Below are 16,141 nucleotides of genomic sequence, written 5' to 3'. Positions count from 1 at the left end.
ATCGCTATTATCATTGTTGCCAGTCTGACTTTTATCGCCTCAATCATCTGGTATGCAATCAACAGACCCAAGTACTATGAATTGTTGAATCGCTTCCAAAGAAAATATACTTTTCCTGCTCCATACTCTTTTAGCAGTATGGTAGGTTTTTTTGGCGCACCACTTATGACTTACTTCTTCCTTCGACTAAAGAACAGGAAGAACATTCTGTTTGTTGAGAAAACCAGCGATGTATACACCTTCCCGGATAATGACACTATCAAATTAATGTCATGGTTGCTGGTCTTCAAAGGTTTATTAATAATCTGTACGGTTTGCTATTCCTTCCTCATGATTCTTGCAGTCTTTCTTGAGGCAAAGAACAGATTTTTCCCATAGTCTGCATGCCTTATCTTCGGGACAAACAGCCCACTAAGCGGGCTGTGATATACCCATTCTAAAGCTGGTTGTCCATTTCCAGCCTTATATCAAGCATCGACAGACAGCCTTCCACAAAACCTTCTGCCATCATGAGCTTTATCCTGATCATTCCTTCAGCGCCCCTCAGTTTCCTCCCAGGGGAACTTTTCGAAATATCTTTCACATAGTGGTTAAAAATAAGTGGGTATTCATCCTCTCGCTTTTTCTTAAGTCTGCCTACGCATACATCAATTATCAGAGCATCATTTTCTGAACAGCTTATGACGCTTGCCTCCTCAGGGAGCAGCCCTTTAAATCCGGCGGCAATACGTGAATGACCGATTTCATTTTCAATAGCATACGGTCCATCCCCCAAACACCGGAATTTACAATTCATTTTGAGGATTTTTATTAGGGAAGTTTGGGGAAGAATTTAAGTAAAGCAAATTCAATGTGTTACAGCTGTAACAGGTGCACCTGTTACAGCTGTAACACCGTGACACTTCATCCAAACCATGCATCCTTTAAATTCATACAGTTACCATCACCTTCCGGCTGGCACAGTTTTCGCTATAGCCACGCTGAGCTTCTGCACCGGCCATCTTAAGTGGCAATGGACAGAAATAATGCCAGCCTCAAGGAGAACATAATGAAAGCGGCACGTTGGTATAAAGCACGCGACATTCGCGTCGATGACATTGAAGAACCCCAGGTCACAGCCGGAAAAGTCAAAATCAAAGTCGCATGGACCGGCATCTGCGGCAGCGATCTGCATGAATACATCGCGGGACCGATCTTTGTCCCGGTGGAAAAACCGCACAAAATCAGCCATGACATTGCGCCGATTGTTCTCGGTCATGAGTTTTCGGGTCAGGTGGTTGAGGTTGGTACCGGTGTCACTAAAGTCAAAGTCGGCGATCGCGTCGTGGTTGAGCCGATTCTCTCCTGTGGCGAATGCCCGGCTTGCCGTGAAGGCAAATATAACCTGTGTGGCGACCTCGGTTTCCACGGTCTGTCCGGTGGTGGCGGTGGTTTTGCCAGCTATACCACGGTGGCGGAGCATATGGTGCACCGTATGCCGGACGCTCTCTCCTATGAGCAAGGTGCGCTGGTGGAACCTGCTGCGGTGGCTTTACATGCGGTGCGCATGAGCAAACTGAAAGCAGGCGACAAAGCGGCGGTGTTTGGTGCTGGCCCGATTGGTTTGCTGGTCATCGAAGCGCTGCGCGCCGCCGGTGCCGCTGAAATCTATGTGGTGGAACTCTCCCCGCAACGTGCGGAGAAAGCACGCGAACTGGGCGCAAAAGTGGTCATCGATCCGAGCAAAGAAGATGCCGTGGCGAAGATCCGTGAGCTGAGCGAAGGCGGCGTTGATGTGGCCTATGAAGTGACCGGCGTACCGGTGGTGCTGAAGCAGTGTATCGACAGCACTAACTACGAAGGCGAAACCGTCATCGTATCCATCTGGGAAGGTGAAGCGGCGTTCCACCCGAACAAAGTGGTACTGAGTGAGCGCAGCATCAAAGGCATCATCGCCTACCGCCATATTTTCCCGGCAGTGATGGAATTAATGGTGCAGGGTTATTTCCAGGCGGACAAGCTGGTGACCAAACGCATCGAGCTGGCCGATCTGGTCGAGCAGGGTTTTGAAGCGCTGGTGAAAGAAAAGCAGCAGGTCAAAATTCTGGTACGTCCACCGCAGTGATATTAATCGGGCCAGCCAGGCTGGCCCGCCTTTAATGCCGCTCCGGCAGCTGAATCGCGTATCTTTGCAAACGTCGGTACAACGTCATGCGGCTGATACCCAGCTGGCGTGCGGCTTCACTCATATTCCAATGCACTGCACGGAGCTGCTGGATCAGTTGCCCCGCCTCGCCTTGCGTCTGATCGGGTTGCTGTGCCACCGCCTGAAGGGTATCGGGCAAATCGTCCGGCTGAATGTTCCCTGCCTCACACATCGCCAGTGCATACTGCAACGCATGATTTAACTCGCGCAGGTTGCCCAGCCAGCGATGATTGACCAGATGATGACGCGCGCGATCGCTGAGTTGTGCCCGCCCCGCCAGCAGCTTATCAATTACCCAGTTAATATCCGTACGTTCCCGCAGCGGCGGCAACATAATGCAGGCCCCCTGGAGACGATAGAGCAAATCTTCACGGAACAACCCCTGGGCCACACGCTGTGTCAGCGCATGGTGCGAAGCGGAGATCACGCGGATATCCACCTTCTGCGGCTGACGTGCCCCAATCGGCAGCACTTCCTGCTCGGCCAGCACCCGCAGCAGCCGCGTCTGCATCTCCAGCGGCATATCACCGATTTCATCGAGGAACAGCGTGCCGCCCTGCGCCGCCTGAATCAGCCCGCTGCGCGCTTTGCTACCCGCACCGGAAAAACTTCCTGGCAGATGACCAAACAGCTCGCTTTCAATCAGGCTGGCCGGAATTGCCGCGCAGTTCACCGCAATAAAGGGGCCGTGGCGGCGGGCGCTGGCCTGATGAAAGGCGCGGGCGAAATACTCTTTCCCGCTGCCGGTCTCCCCCTGCACCAGCAGATGCAGCGGGGCGTCCACCAGACGCGTTGCGCGACGTAATTGCTGCGTTAGTTGCGCATCGCCACCGGTTAACGCCGCCAGTTCAGGCGCTATCGTCACACTCTTCACTGCCGGGGAGGATGCCGTTACCCGTGCCGGAGATAAAGTTTGCGCATAGAAACGTTGCTGCCCGTGGATATCCTCCAGTTGCTGCGTCTGCAATAGCTGCTCCAGCGAACGATCAAATAACGTTGATACCGATAATCCAGAGGGCAGTTGCCCGACTCCCAGCCAGCGTCGCGCCGCTGGATTCAACCCCACCAGTTGGCCGTTGCCGTCAAACGCCAGTAAGAATTCTGGCTGCACATCCGCCCATGCCGGATTACGGCTGAGTTTCAGCACCCAATCGTGACGGTGACGATGCAACAACCAGGCGTTCTCGATTTGCTGTGCCTGTTGCCGTGCCAGCTGCATCACCAGATGCTGGCTGGTACGTGGCTGGGGGGAAGTGAGCGCAGAAATATCCAGCACCGCTTGCAAATCGCCCTGTGAATCAAACAGCGGCACTGCGCTACAGGTCAGGGGGATATGGGTGGCGTCAAAATGTTCGGTTTGATGGATGGTGATGGCTTCCCCCGTCGCGAGGGCGGTGCCGACGGCGCAGGTGCCGGACAGCGCTTCTGACCACTGCGCCCCGAGGAACAATCCGGCGCGGCGCAGGCTGATTTCTGCGTGGGTATCGCCGAGATAATCCACCGCCACACCCTGCGCATCGGCCAGCAGCAGGATATAACCGGCAGGGGCAATCTGTTGATACAGTCGTTGTAAGCCTTGCTGCGCCACATAACGCAGTTCTTCCAGTTGCTGGCAATGCTCACGCAGCTGATGGGCGGGTAAAATACGCGCCTCCTGCATACGGCTGGGATCGAGACCGTACCGGGTGACGCAGCGTAACCAGGAGGCATGCACCGCATTATCCTGCGGATTCAGCACATTTGCGGCCACCGCCTGTTCGACGCTGGTGACCACGTTGGCGATATGCTCGCGCTGGCTCAGATTCACATTCCCTCTCCTTCCTGGCACCCTGGTTAAGTGGAATCACAGCATAGCGAATTAACACCTAATTAACAGATCCGGCATGGAAAAATGTCTCATCAGAGAATATAACTCTTAATCGGGACTTATTCGGCCACAGAGGAAATTATGGCGCTTTCTCACGAACTGATTTTGATCTACACCACCTATTTTGTTGCCACGGCCAGCCCCGGCCCGAGCAACATGGCGATTATGGGTACGGCAATGAAACGGGGGCGCGCTTCTGCGCTGGCACTGGCAGGTGGGGTGATCGGCGGTTCGATGCTATGGGCGTTGCTGGCGGCCTGTGGCGTCCTTACGGTGCTGGCGACCTTTGCTCAACTGCTGATGGTATTAAAAATCGGTGGCGGCCTGTATCTGCTATGGCTGGCGAGTAAAGCCGGGAGATCGGCTTTGCGTAAACCGGATGCGCTGGAGTTTGCACAGCGCAGTGGCGAACCCGCGCAGTACGGCAGGATGTTTCGTCAGGGTTTGCTGATGCATGTGGGCAATCCCAAAGCGATTCTCACCTGGGTAGCGATCATGTCAGTGGCGCTGAAACCAGAGGCAGCTGCGTCAACGCTGCCGATGATCATCGTGGGTTGTGCCGGGATCTGTGTGTTGGTGTTTTGTGGATATGCGCTGCTATTTTCCACTGCGCCGATGGCAACATTCTATCGCAAAATCCGACGCGGCCTGGATGCGTTGCTGGCCTGTTGCTTCGCCGTTGCCGGACTGAAGCTGGTCTTCAGTCGGAACTAGAGCTGGCAGGGGCGGCAGCAATACCGCCCCTGCAAATCAGGAATTATCAGGTTTGCTCGCTGCTGTTTCGCTAAACGACGGTTTCTGTTTGCTGACAGAATAAACCACGTTTTTCGCGCTGTTCGGGTCCGTCGTCACGTCCACTGACTGAATGGTCACACGGCCAAAGCCAAACAGCGTCTGAACGTAGCCACCCACCTTATGTTTACCCGCCGCAACATGAACCTGCTTCTCTTCACCTTTCGTCAGCAGACCCGCATCCTGGCCATCCACCGTTACATAGATGGCAGAGCCGTCATCGGTACGCGTGACTTCATGAGTGATATTGATCACCGTCGGACCTTGATCAAACGGCGATGCCATGTTGTCGTTCTCAATCGGAGCCGGGGTGGCAGCGGTGACCGCAGCCGTAGTATCAGCAGCATGACGGGCACAACCGGTAAGCAATGTTGCGGCCATCAGGCCAGCCAGCGTGTAACGTGAGAGCATCGTGACGAAAAACCTTTTTCTGAAAGATAAAGGCGTATTTTAGCGCGCGGCTATCAGTGATGACAGTCACACAATTCCAGTATTATCCGAATTCAGCCCCCGTTCAGCCCCTGCGCCGCACGCAATGCAAAAAAGGCGGCGATTTTACCGCCGCCTGGGGAGTCAGCAACAGGTTATGGCAACGAATACCTTGCCATTGGTGCCACCTGCTGGATTAAGCCATTAGCTTTCATATATTCAGCAAAAGCCTGGTAGCGTTGCGTATCCAGCGTTGCGCTATGGCTGGCGAAATACGGCAACGTTGCCTGCCACGCCTGATGATTCAGCGGTGTGTTCAGCTCAGGATATTGCTTAATGAATGCCTGCCAGGCCTGTTGCGGATGGGCACGCAGCCAGGCGACACCGGCATCCAGACCGCGTAAAAAGGCCGGGATGCGTTTGTCCTGCGCCGCCGTTTTCTGGTTTGCCAGGATGATCAATTCGTCGTAAGCCGGGACACCGAAATCTTCCGGCTTAAATACCACCGGGTTCGCGCCCTTATTTTTCAGATCCAACAACTCATAGTTGCGATACACCGTCATTGCTCCGTCAATTTTATGTGTCAGCAGCGCAGACTCCGCATCCATATTCAGGTTGATCAGTTTGACCGAGTCGGCATCAACACCCTGGGATTTCAGCATGTTGCGAATCGCCACATCCTCAAACCCCGGAATGGCATAACCGAGCGATTTCCCGGCAAAATCCTTCAGCGAGTGAATGTCCGGGGAGACCGTGGTCAGGGTATTCAGCGGTTGATTGATCAGCGTACCCACGCGGATGACCGGCACATCTTTATCCACCAGCGTGTACAGCTGCGGTTGATAGCTGATAGCAAGATCAGCCTTGCCTGCCGCCAGCAGCAAGGGGACGGAGGCCGAATCGGCGGGGGCGATCATCTCCACATCCAGCCCTTCTTTTTTAAATGCGCCGCTGTATTGCGCGGCAAAAATGGCCGCATGGTTAGGGTTCACAAACCAATCGAGCAGCAGACGAACCTTTTCATTGGCCTGGGCGACGCTGGTGGTAGCCAGCAGCAGCAAGGCGGTGATCGCGGTACGTAGGGTGTTCAAAGTGCATCCTTAGGTTAAGTGCCAGAGAGTTTTCTTGCGCATCAGGGCGACGCTACCGGACAGCAACAACGCCAGAATCAGTAACAACAACAACGCGGCAAAGCTGGTGGCGGTTTCCAGCCGGGCATTAGACTGCATCATCAGGTAGCCCAGTCCTTCGCTGGCACCAACCCATTCGCCAATCACCACACCAATCGGGGCCAGCACCACCGCCATCTGCAAACCGGAGAAGAACTGCGGCAACGCGGCTGGCCAGCGTACCTGCCAGAAAATATGAAAACGTGAAGAATTCAGGGTTTGTGCCAGTTCCAGCCAGCCCGGCGGGGTACGGCACAGGCCGTCAAACAACGACAGGCACAGCGGGAAGAACAGGATCAACGCCGCCACCACCACTTTGGACGCGATGCCAAACCCCAGCCACAGCACCAGCAGCGGAGCCAGCGCAAACACCGGAATCGCCTGGCTGGCAGTAACCAGCGGAAATAACAAACGCCGCAATGTGATGCTGGCGGCCATCAACACCGCCAATATCACGCCCGCACCGACACCCAGCAGCAACGCCAGCACAATCTCCGCCAGCGTGTACAGCATGTGATGCCACAACAGCTGACGGTGTACCCACAAGGCTTCCAGCACCGCCTCAGGTGAAGGCAGCAGAAATTTCGGCACGCCACTGCGCAGCGCCAGCAGCCAGCCGCACAGCAACACCGCCAGCAGATAGACGGCGCTAAACAGATTCTTTTTCATCTTGATTCAATCGGGTAAAGAGATGGCCCTGCGCCAGCAACAGGTCGGGATCGTCGAGCGGGCGAGGTGCCATCCCATCTGGCACCGGCCAGTGTTCAACGCGCAACGGCTGACCACTGAGCAGCAGAATGTCATCGGCCATGCGGCAGGCTTCCAGCGGATCGTGTGTCACCAGCAGCACCGTTTTGCCTTGTAACAGGGTCGCCGTCAGGGTTTGCAGGCTGAGTTTGGTCATCACATCAAGCGTGGCGAAGGGTTCGTCCATCAGCACCACATCCCGTTGCGCGTAAAGGGTGCGAGCCAGCGCCACACGCTGACGCATACCTCCCGACAGGGTATCAGGCCGGGCATGAGCAACTTGCTCCAATTTGACCTGCTCCAGCAGATGTCGTGCGCGTTCAGGATCGGGTTTGTCACGATTCAAACGCGCCGCCAGCATCACGTTATCCAGCACCGAAAGCCACGGATAGAGCAAATCCTGTTGCCCCATCCAGGCCACGCTGGCCGCAACACCAGTGATGCGCCCCTGCTGTGGCTGGAGCAGGCCCGCCACCAGCCGCAGCAGCGTACTTTTGCCGATGCCACTGCGCCCCAGCATCACCGTGGTTTTGCCGCCACGCAGCCGCAAATTCAGCTGCTGGCACAGCGGTTGTGATCCCCAGCTAAAGCCGAGATCGTGCAGCGTAATATCCTGGTTCATGGGCGATTCGCTGCCAGAATGGCCAGCTGCGCACAACCGCGCTGCGCCAGCGCGGTGGCGGCCTGCGCCGCGCGAATGCCACTGGCGCAGACCAGTACAATGCGCTGGCCTTGCGGGGGTTGCCATGCGTCAAGCTGTTGCGGCAGGATGCGCTGTGCCGATGCTGCCACACTGACCGGTGCTTCTTCGCGGCTGCGCAGTTCCACAATGCAGTCCTCCGCGGTGAGTAGCTGGGTATCAATAAACGGCACCCAGGGTTGATCCGGCTCCGCCGCCCGATCGAAGCGGAACTGGCGAAAGTGCCAGTGCACAAAGTCACAGTTCACCAGGCAACCGAGCGGTGAAGGCTCCAGGCCCAGCAATACGCTCAGCGCCATTTGCGCCTGCATCGCGCCGAGTGTCGCCACTGCGGGTCCCATCACCCCGGCGGTGTTGCAGTTCGCCGCAGAAGTGGGTAGCTGCGGGAACACCGCGCGATAGCTGGGGGCCGCGCCACAAAATCCGCCCACGTAGCCCTGACGCCCTAACACCGAGGCACTGATCAACGGTATCCCTGCGGGGTGGCAGGCATCCGATAGCTGATAAGTGACGGCAAAGTTATCTGCCGCATCGATAACCAGATCGATGTTGCTGAGTGCCTGCTGCACATTGCTGGCAATCAGCGGCTGCGGTACTGGTTCCACCTGCACCTGTGGATTTCGCCGTAACAGCGCACGTTGCGCGCTGGCGACTTTCGATTGCTGCACATCCTCCATGTCAAACAGCGTTTGGCGATGCAGATTATGCAGCGCCACCGTATCGTCGTCGTACAGGCGGATAAAACCCACGCCCGCTCCCACCAGCAGCGGTAGCAGCGTCGAACCCAGTCCACCTGCCCCCACCACCAGCACCCGCGCCCCGGCCAGCCGCAGCTGACCCTGCTCACCAATCTCCGGCAACATCGTCTGACGTTGATAGCGATCCATCGGGATTCTCCTCAGCAAAGATTCGCCAGACCAAAAACCGGGGTCGAAGGCACCGCCATATCGCGTTTTTCCATCAACCCGCCGTCGCGCGCCGCTTTCCCGGCCTCAATGGCCTGACGGAACGCCGTCGCCATCAGCACCGGATCCCCTGCTTTTGCCACCGCGGTATTCAGCAATACCGCATCAAAGCCCAGCTCCATCGCCTGTGCTGCCTGTGAGGGCGCACCGATTCCCGCATCTATGATCAGCGGGATATCTTTGAACCAGGCACGCATCGCGCGCAAACCATCGATATTGCGCAGCCCCTGGCCGGAACCAATAGGCGCGCCCCACGGCATCAGCACTTCGCAACCTGCCTCCAGCAATTTTTCACCCACGATCAGGTCTTCCGTGGTGTAAGGGAAAACCTGGAAGCCATCGGCGCACAGAATGCGCGCCGCTTCCACCAGCGCGAACGGATCCGGTTGCAGCGTATCGGCATGGCCGATCACCTCCAGCTTGATCCATGGCGTGTTGAATAATTCGCGCGCCATATGCGCAGTGGTCACCGCTTCCTGCACCGTATGACAACCGGCGGTGTTCGGCAGCACGCGCCTATCCAGCTGCGCCAGCAACTCGCGAAACGCCGCACCGGCGACGCCTTCACGTCGCAGGCTGACGGTGATGATTTCACTGCCCGAGGCGACAATCGCCTGTTGCAGAATCGCCGGGGAGGGATAACCCGCTGTGCCCAGTAAAAACCGTGATTGTGGTTCAAAGCCGTAAAACATGATTTAGCCTCCCTGCATCGGTGATAACACTTCCAGCTGACAGCCTTCTTCCAGCCGCTGGCTGTCGTACTGTGTTCTGGGCACAAACATGCCGTTAAATGCGGTGGCAACGCAGGCAGCATCAATTTGCTGCTCGCGTAGCAACTCGCTCAGGGTGCTGGCGGCAGTCAGCACCTGGCGACCATTAAGCTGAATGTTCATAAAAGTTTTCCTCAGACAGGCGTTGCATCAGCTGTTCCGCCATCAGCGGTGCCAGCAGGAAGCCATGGCGATACATGCCGTTCAGATAAAAAGTGTCATTTTGATAGTGGATTTCCGGCAAATTGGCCGGATACGCCGGACGCAGGCCGCTGGCGTTTTCGATAATGCGGGATTCGGCAAGTGCGGGATGGAGGGTATAAGCCGCGCTGAGCAGCTCCATCATGGCACGCGCGCTGATGGGACTGGCATCATGGCTTTCTACCATGGTGGCCCCGAGCATAAAGTGGCCGCCACGGCGTGGCACCAGATAGCAGGGAAAACGCGGATGCAGCAGACGAATCGGTCGTGAAAACTGCACCTCATCGCTGTGCAAAATCAGCATTTCGCCGCGCACCGCGCGCAGTCGCGGCAGCTCAGAAGCCGCATGAATGCCACGGCAATCAATCACTTGCCCGGAGGCTTTGCCGCTGTGAAACATCACGCCACGCTGCTGTAATTTTTCCCGCATCTCAGCCAGCGCCAAACGCGGATCAAGATGGGCTTCCTGCGAGAAAAATAAACCCCGCGCGAAACGACCGGCCAGTGCCGGTTCCACTTCGGCGGGGTCCACCCATTGATGCTGTTCCGTCATGCGGGCAAAGCGGTTCAACTCCTGGCTATCACGCACGGGTGCCACCACCAGCGTCCCCTGATGTTCGACGCTGCTGACCCGTTGCTGCCACCACGCGGCGGCGTGCTGACCAAGATCAATCACCGCACGCGGCGCACTTTCGGCTTCACACCAGGGCGCCAGCATACCGCCCGCGAACCAGGATGCCGGCGTGCGGTTCGCATCGACAATCACTTCGATCTGCTCACCGCGTTCCGCTAACAGGGTCGCCACGCACAGGCCCGTCACACCGCCGCCAATAACCGACCAGCGACTCATAACGGACATACCAGAAAAGAAACAGGAGATTGCATATCGGCCTCTCAGTAGTTGTACTGAGACCCGGATACAGGAGAAGGGAAATAGCATACGTTGCACGGAAACGCCCCGCTGCCAGACAGCCTGCGTTGCAGGTTGTCAGTCTTCCTACGCCAGTATCAACTGGGTCAGGTTCAAAGGGTCGCTAAGCCGCGCAATGCGCTTTTAGCCTCTCAGTCTCTCTGGCGAGACTCCCCCGACGCGTCTATTTGTATTGCAGTCGTCTGACTTCGTCAAGCATCAGCTCCGCAACAAAGCCTAACCTTTCAAAATCTCCTGTTTCAGCATCATGCGCTTTTCTCCACGATTGCCTGGTATGCTCTCAAGATCTGGATTAATAGAAACAACGTCTGGCAGGAAAATTATGTGTGCTGATTCAGTGATTTCCGCCATCCTGGTGTGCGTATTTGGCGTGATTATTTTATGGTGTGTCTTACGCCCGTAAAAGGGCAGGAAGGTACGGGGGTGGCAATGAGGATTTGCTGGCACAACTAAAGGGAGGCACTCAGGCCTCCCCTTCTCTGCTTAACGCTGCGGGTGATTCACTTCCAGCGGACGCAGGTCAAACAACAGCACTTCCGCGTCTTTACCGTTGGCGAATTGCAGCGCGGTTTCGTTACGTACACGCGCACCGTCACCTTCGTTGAACACCACACCATTCACTTCAATGCTGCCGCGTGCCACATGAATGTAGGCGTAGCGATCGGCATCCAGCGTGAAGGTCTGCTGTTCTGCACCGTTAAACAACCCGGCATAGATGCGGATGTCCTGACGCACGCTCAGTGAACCTTCATCACCCTGCGGGGAAACAATCAGGCGCAGCTGACCACGTTTGTCGTTTTCCGCCACCGATACCTGCTGGTAACCTGGCTGCGTGCCGCGTTCTGCCGGAACGATCCAGATTTGCAGGAAATGGACGTTGTCCGCTTTCGAGTGGTTAAACTCGCTGTGCGTTACGCCGCTACCGGCACTCATCAGCTGCACATCACCGGGGACAATCACCGAACCGGTGCCCATGGAATCTTTATGCTCCAGCGCCCCTTCCAGCACATAGGAGATGATTTCCATGTTGCTGTGCGGGTGGGCACCAAAACCCCGTCCCGGCGCAACACGGTCATCGTTAATCACCAGCAAATCGGAGAAACCGGTTTGTTTCGGATCCCAGTAGTTGGCAAAAGAAAACGTGTGGCGTGAGTTCAACCAGCCGTGGTCACCGAGGCCGCGCTGGGCTGACAGTCTTTGTTCAATCATGGTCTGCTCCTCAAATTTGTTGGCGGAAGACGATATTGCTTCCTGATGTGACTCAGTATACGTAAACTGAATCGCCCAACAATGTGTTGCATTGACAATGACCGTCACCAATAAGTGGACAATATGCAGATAGACGACCTCCGCATTTATGTCGCCGTGATTAAAGCCGGCAACTTTACCGCCGCCGCAGAACAGCTGCTGCTTTCCAAACAATATGTCAGCCGCCGCATCGCCGCGCTGGAAGAAACGCTCGGCGCACGCCTGCTCAATCGCAACACGCGTAAGTTGTCAGTGACGGATAACGGCCAGCTGTTTGCCCGCCATGCACAGCGCATTCTTGATGATGTGCAGGAGGCGGAGCTGGCGGTGTCAGGACGCCGCCAGGTTTTACAGGGCAGTTTTCGTCTCAGCGTGCCGATGTCGTTCGGCATCAGCCATCTGTCGCCGTTTATCGCTGAATTTCTCAGTATGCATCCGGCGCTGCAATTCCAGGTCGAACTGGCGGACCGTTATGTGGATATGATTGGCGAAGGCTTCGATATGGCGATTCGTATCGGCACATTGCCCGACTCCACGCTGATCGCCAAAAAGCTGGGGGAGTTCCGCCGGGTGATCTGCGCCAGCCCCAGCTACCTGCAAGGAGCCGATGCGCCGCGTCGTCCGGAAGATTTGCTGGATCATGCCTGCCTGCGCTACGGTCGCGAAAGTCAGACCGGCTGGGAACTGTTTCAGGGGGAAAAGCGTGAGGTGATTAACGTACAGGGGCCGATGGTCAGCAATAACGGTGAAATGCTGCGCGATGCGGCAATTGCCGGGCTGGGGTTGATCCTGCTACCGGAATTTATCGTTGCCCCCGCCCTCGCCAGTGGTGATCTGATCACCGTGCTGGATGACTGGCACCCCTCTTCGCTCAGCCTGAATGCGCTCTATCCGCAACATCGCCAGCGCAGCGAGGTCAACCGGGTGTTTATGGCGTTTTTGCAGCAGAAGCTGGCGTAGCGGCACATTTTATCGCCAGCTTAGGCTGGAGATTTATCTTCGCTGACCATTGTGATTAAAAGGTGCGTTATGGAAACCATTACCGCTCAGGTAGCTAAAACTCAATTTGGCGAGTTGCTTATGAAAGCACAACGTGAACCTGTTGAGATCAGTAAACATGGCAAGCGTGTAGCTGTCGTTATGTCCGCTGAGGAATACGACCAGATAGAGACATTGAAGCTACAGGTGCTACGCGAAAAACTGGCTCGCGCTGAAGCCGATATTGCGGATGGTCGCTCAATGGAGGGTGATCAGTTCCTTAACAAACTGATTAAAGAGATTAGCGATGAATGACGCTGACCCTATCGCAGGAAGCGAGACAGGATAAGAGCGACATTCTTCGCGACACAGTTAACAAATGGTATTGCAATCACCGCGGTGCTGAGCCAGCTTCAGGATCCAAAGAGATATCTTTAGACACCGCTTCTCCAGCCAGCAACGCCGCTCCGAGCATACCGCCATGATGGGCAAAGGCTCCCGGTACCACCAATGGCTGAGCACTGCGGCGTAACACATAACCTTGCACCGCCGCATCCAGCGCTGCGATCAGGGGTGTCACCGAAGCCAGGCCGCCGCCCACCACCACCACTGAAGCCCCGGTGAGATTGATGCAGTACGCCAGCGGCTGGCTGACCAACTGTAGCCAGGCGCTGATGGTTTGTCCGGCCAGTGCCTCCTGACCTTGCCAGCGCGCAATAATGTCGAGGCTGCTGGCGGATTCGTTATGCAAAGTGCGATGCAGATTTTCCATGCCACGCGCGCCACCGTAGCTGTCGAGGCAGCCCCGTTGTCCACACGGACAGAGCTGGCGCGGCAGGCGTCGCCATTCACCGTCAATCTCAACTTCCGTCAGTGTGATCGGGCCATGCCCCCACTCACCGGTTAACCCATTTTGTCCGATGATAATGCGGCCATCCGCCACCAGGCCGCCGCCGACGCCAGAACCGAGGATCGCGCCAAACACTACCCTGTGGCCCCGCCCCGCCCCGGCCAGCGCTTCGGCATAAGTAAAGCAGTCCGCATCGTTATGCACGATCACGTCACGTTGCAGTTCGTCAGCCAGTTCTCGTGCCAGGTTGCGCTGATGGAAGGCCGGAATATTGCTGGCAAAGATCTCACCGCTATCTGGTGCCACAATCCCGGCGGTGGAAATCGCTACCGGGCTGCTGGCGCTAAAATGCTGCTGATGCTGGTCGATCATCGTTCGGATTAACCGCGTGAACTCAGGCCAGGACGTGGTTGGCATGTTTTCCTGCCCGAGCAGAGACAATTCACCGTTGCCCGTCGCCATCGCCAATTTGATAAATGAACCACCTAAATCGAAACAGATCACCGCAGGTTGCTGTGTATTCATAAACGCTTATCCATCACATCGCGTAAGCCGTCACCCAGCACGTTAAAGCCAAGTACGGTAATCAGAATGGCCAGGCCAGGGAAAAGGGAGACGTAAATGTTGAGTCCAAGGAAATTGCGTCCATCACTCATCATGGTGCCCCACTCCGGCATCGGGGGCTGCGCCCCCAGCCCGAGAAACGACAGGCTGGCGGCAGATAACACCACCGCTCCGGCCGTCAGGGTGGATTGCACAATCAGCGGACCGATCGCGTTGCGCAAAATATAGTGGGTGATGATGCGCGGATAACGCACCCCCAGCATATGCGCCGCTTCGATGTACTCCATATTTTTCAGCCCCAGCGTCAGGTTACGGCTGAGACGGGCATAGACCGGAATGGAGAACAGCGAGATGGCGATCAGCATATTGGTCAGCCCTTCGCCGAGTACACTGACAATCAGAATCGCCAGTACGATACCCGGAAAGGCAAAAATCACGTCCATCACCCACATGATCGCCGCATCGATTTTACGCCCCGCCAGACCCGAAATAATGCCGAGCGGGATACCAATCACCATCGAAATCGCCACGCTCAAGCACACTTCAAATAACGAGATACGCGCCCCATAAATCACGCGCGCGAAGATATCGCGGCCATAATCGTCAGTGCCAAACCAGTGCGCGGCGGAAGGGGCCTGAAGGGTATTCAGCAAATCCTGTTCAATCGGATCCCAATGGGTAATCAGCGGGGCCAGCAGTGCCGCCAGCACCACCAGCAGCACCAATCCACCGCCAATGGCAATCGACGGATATGCCGCCAGGAAACGCAGCAGCTGCCTGCTGCGCGATCGGCGTGACACCAGGGAAGTTTCGATGCTGTTCATCAGTCGAACCTTATTTTTGGATTCAGCAAGCCGATAAGGATTTCCCCCACCAAATTCATCAGCACCACGCCAGTCACGGCCACCAGGGTGACGCCCTGAATCACCGGGTAGTCACGATAGCGCACCGAATCCACCAGCAAACGACCAATGCCCGGCCAGTTGAACACCGATTCCGTCACCACCGCGCCGCCAATCAGGCTGCCGAAATTCAGCGCCACAATGGTCACGATGGGGATCAGGGCGTTGCGTAACGCGTGTTTCCAGTGGATGCTGCGCGCCGACAACCCCTTAGCTTTGGCGGTGCGAATGTAGTCCTGGCTCAATACATCGAGCATGCTGGAACGCGTCATGCGGGCGATCATCGCCATCGGCAAAATCGCCAGCGTCACGGTGGGCATGATGTAATTACGCCACGAATCAGCCCCCAGCAACGGTAGCCAGCCGAGCTGTACCGCAAAATAGTTCATCGCCAGCAGCGCCAGCCAGAAGTTGGCAATCGACGCTCCGGCAATGGTCAGCACCATCACCACCTGGTCCGGGATACGCTGGCGATAAATCGCCCCGGTCATCCCCGCGGGTACGCCGATGGCAATCGCCAGCAGATAAGCCAGTGCCGCCAGCGATAAGGTATAGGGCAGCCGTTCACTGATTTCGCTGATCACCGGACGCTGCGACTGCAACGACATCCCCAGATTGCCGTGCAGCGCTTCCGCCGCAAACTTCACATATTGCAGCGGCAGTGGCTGATCAAGACCCAGGCGGATGCGCATGTTATCCACCGCTTCCTGCGGTGCTTCCGGCCCCGCCATCAGGCGTGCCGGATCGCCCGGCAGCGCACGGATGGCGATAAAAACGATGATGGACACCCCGAATATAATCAACGGCAGTGAAAGCACCTTTTTCGCGACATACGCTTTCATA

18 protein-coding genes and 1 riboswitch are annotated in these 16,141 nt (G+C 56.5%); of the genes, 4 read left to right on the top strand and 14 right to left on the bottom strand.

What is annotated here, in order from left to right; translation table 11 throughout:
* Window positions 1-436: 436 nt before the first annotated feature.
* Window positions 437-796 (bottom strand): antiterminator Q family protein, encoded by a 360-nt coding sequence (locus tag HA50_RS28655; protein WP_167379276.1) that lies wholly within the window; start codon window positions 794-796, stop codon window positions 437-439.
* A gap of 252 nt (window positions 797-1,048) precedes the next feature.
* On the opposite strand from HA50_RS28655, the gene HA50_RS28650 reads away from it, so the two are divergent.
* Window positions 1,049-2,104: a 2,3-butanediol dehydrogenase gene (locus HA50_RS28650; protein WP_084880635.1), complete on the top strand. Its 1,056-nt coding sequence runs from the start codon at window positions 1,049-1,051 to the stop codon at window positions 2,102-2,104.
* Window positions 2,105-2,135: 31 nt separating this feature from the next.
* Here HA50_RS28650 and HA50_RS28645 read toward each other — a convergent pair whose 3' ends face one another.
* Entirely contained in the window at window positions 2,136-3,992 is a 1,857-nt protein-coding gene (locus tag HA50_RS28645; RefSeq protein ID WP_084880632.1) for a sigma-54-dependent Fis family transcriptional regulator, read from the bottom strand.
* 141 nt (window positions 3,993-4,133) lie between these two features.
* On the opposite strand from HA50_RS28645, the gene HA50_RS28640 reads away from it, so the two are divergent.
* Window positions 4,134-4,766, top strand: coding sequence for a LysE family translocator (locus tag HA50_RS28640; protein WP_084880630.1), 633 nt, complete (start codon window positions 4,134-4,136; stop codon window positions 4,764-4,766).
* A gap of 36 nt (window positions 4,767-4,802) precedes the next feature.
* Here HA50_RS28640 and HA50_RS28635 read toward each other — a convergent pair whose 3' ends face one another.
* From HA50_RS28635 to HA50_RS28595, 9 genes are all read right to left on the bottom strand, one after another.
* Window positions 4,803-5,255, bottom strand: a complete 453-nt coding sequence (locus HA50_RS28635) for a hypothetical protein (RefSeq protein ID WP_084880627.1) — start codon at window positions 5,253-5,255, stop codon at window positions 4,803-4,805.
* A 173-nt stretch (window positions 5,256-5,428) separates the two neighbouring features.
* Complete coding sequence (locus HA50_RS28630) at window positions 5,429-6,364, bottom strand: ABC transporter substrate-binding protein (protein WP_084880624.1); 936 nt, start codon at window positions 6,362-6,364, stop codon at window positions 5,429-5,431.
* A 9-nt stretch (window positions 6,365-6,373) separates the two neighbouring features.
* Window positions 6,374-7,111: an ABC transporter permease gene (locus HA50_RS28625; RefSeq protein WP_084880621.1), complete on the bottom strand. Its 738-nt coding sequence runs from the start codon at window positions 7,109-7,111 to the stop codon at window positions 6,374-6,376.
* Window positions 7,092-7,811, bottom strand: a complete 720-nt coding sequence (locus tag HA50_RS28620) for an ABC transporter ATP-binding protein (RefSeq protein ID WP_084880618.1) — start codon at window positions 7,809-7,811, stop codon at window positions 7,092-7,094. Before HA50_RS28620 ends, HA50_RS28625 begins: the two co-directional genes overlap by 20 nt.
* A complete protein-coding gene (locus HA50_RS28615; RefSeq protein ID WP_084880616.1) occupies window positions 7,808-8,776 on the bottom strand; it encodes a HesA/MoeB/ThiF family protein in 969 nt (322 codons plus the stop codon). Before HA50_RS28615 ends, HA50_RS28620 begins: the two co-directional genes overlap by 4 nt.
* A gap of 11 nt (window positions 8,777-8,787) precedes the next feature.
* Window positions 8,788-9,546, bottom strand: a complete 759-nt coding sequence (locus tag HA50_RS28610; protein WP_084880613.1) for a thiazole synthase — start codon at window positions 9,544-9,546, stop codon at window positions 8,788-8,790.
* Window positions 9,547-9,549: 3 nt separating this feature from the next.
* Window positions 9,550-9,747, bottom strand: a complete 198-nt coding sequence (gene thiS / locus HA50_RS28605; protein WP_084880610.1) for a sulfur carrier protein ThiS — start codon at window positions 9,745-9,747, stop codon at window positions 9,550-9,552.
* A complete protein-coding gene (locus HA50_RS28600) occupies window positions 9,731-10,675 on the bottom strand; it encodes an FAD-dependent oxidoreductase (protein ID WP_084880607.1) in 945 nt (314 codons plus the stop codon). Before HA50_RS28600 ends, thiS begins: the two co-directional genes overlap by 17 nt.
* 127 nt (window positions 10,676-10,802) lie before the next feature.
* A riboswitch (TPP riboswitch) is annotated at window positions 10,803-10,922 on the bottom strand.
* 317 nt (window positions 10,923-11,239) lie between these two features.
* Window positions 11,240-11,965, bottom strand: a complete 726-nt coding sequence (locus HA50_RS28595) for a pirin family protein (RefSeq protein ID WP_084880605.1) — start codon at window positions 11,963-11,965, stop codon at window positions 11,240-11,242.
* Window positions 11,966-12,088: 123 nt separating this feature from the next.
* Here HA50_RS28595 and HA50_RS28590 point away from each other — a divergent pair, with 123 nt between their 5' ends.
* Both HA50_RS28590 and HA50_RS28585 read left to right on the top strand, forming a co-directional pair.
* A complete protein-coding gene (locus tag HA50_RS28590) occupies window positions 12,089-12,964 on the top strand; it encodes a LysR family transcriptional regulator (RefSeq protein ID WP_084880603.1) in 876 nt (291 codons plus the stop codon).
* A gap of 69 nt (window positions 12,965-13,033) precedes the next feature.
* Window positions 13,034-13,297, top strand: a complete 264-nt coding sequence (locus HA50_RS28585) for a type II toxin-antitoxin system Phd/YefM family antitoxin (RefSeq protein WP_084880598.1) — start codon at window positions 13,034-13,036, stop codon at window positions 13,295-13,297.
* 76 nt (window positions 13,298-13,373) lie between these two features.
* Here the strand turns inward: HA50_RS28585 and HA50_RS28580 are convergent, their stop codons facing one another.
* From HA50_RS28580 to HA50_RS28570, 3 genes are read right to left on the bottom strand one after another with little or no spacing between them, the layout of a single operon-like run.
* Window positions 13,374-14,357 (bottom strand): ROK family protein, encoded by a 984-nt coding sequence (locus HA50_RS28580; protein ID WP_084880595.1) that lies wholly within the window; start codon window positions 14,355-14,357, stop codon window positions 13,374-13,376.
* Window positions 14,354-15,220, bottom strand: coding sequence for an ABC transporter permease (locus HA50_RS28575; RefSeq protein ID WP_084880592.1), 867 nt, complete (start codon window positions 15,218-15,220; stop codon window positions 14,354-14,356). The genes HA50_RS28580 and HA50_RS28575 overlap by 4 nt, the downstream gene beginning before the upstream one ends.
* A complete protein-coding gene (locus HA50_RS28570; protein WP_084880589.1) occupies window positions 15,220-16,140 on the bottom strand; it encodes an ABC transporter permease in 921 nt (306 codons plus the stop codon). The genes HA50_RS28575 and HA50_RS28570 overlap by 1 nt, the downstream gene beginning before the upstream one ends.
* Window position 16,141: the final 1 nt, after the last annotated feature.

It is taken from the genome of Pantoea cypripedii, from assembly GCF_002095535.1.
Classification (GTDB): Bacteria; Pseudomonadota; Gammaproteobacteria; order Enterobacterales; family Enterobacteriaceae; genus Pantoea; species Pantoea cypripedii.
The sequence above is the reverse complement of the archived record's forward strand: the minus strand, read 5'-3'. Positions and strand labels throughout refer to the sequence as shown.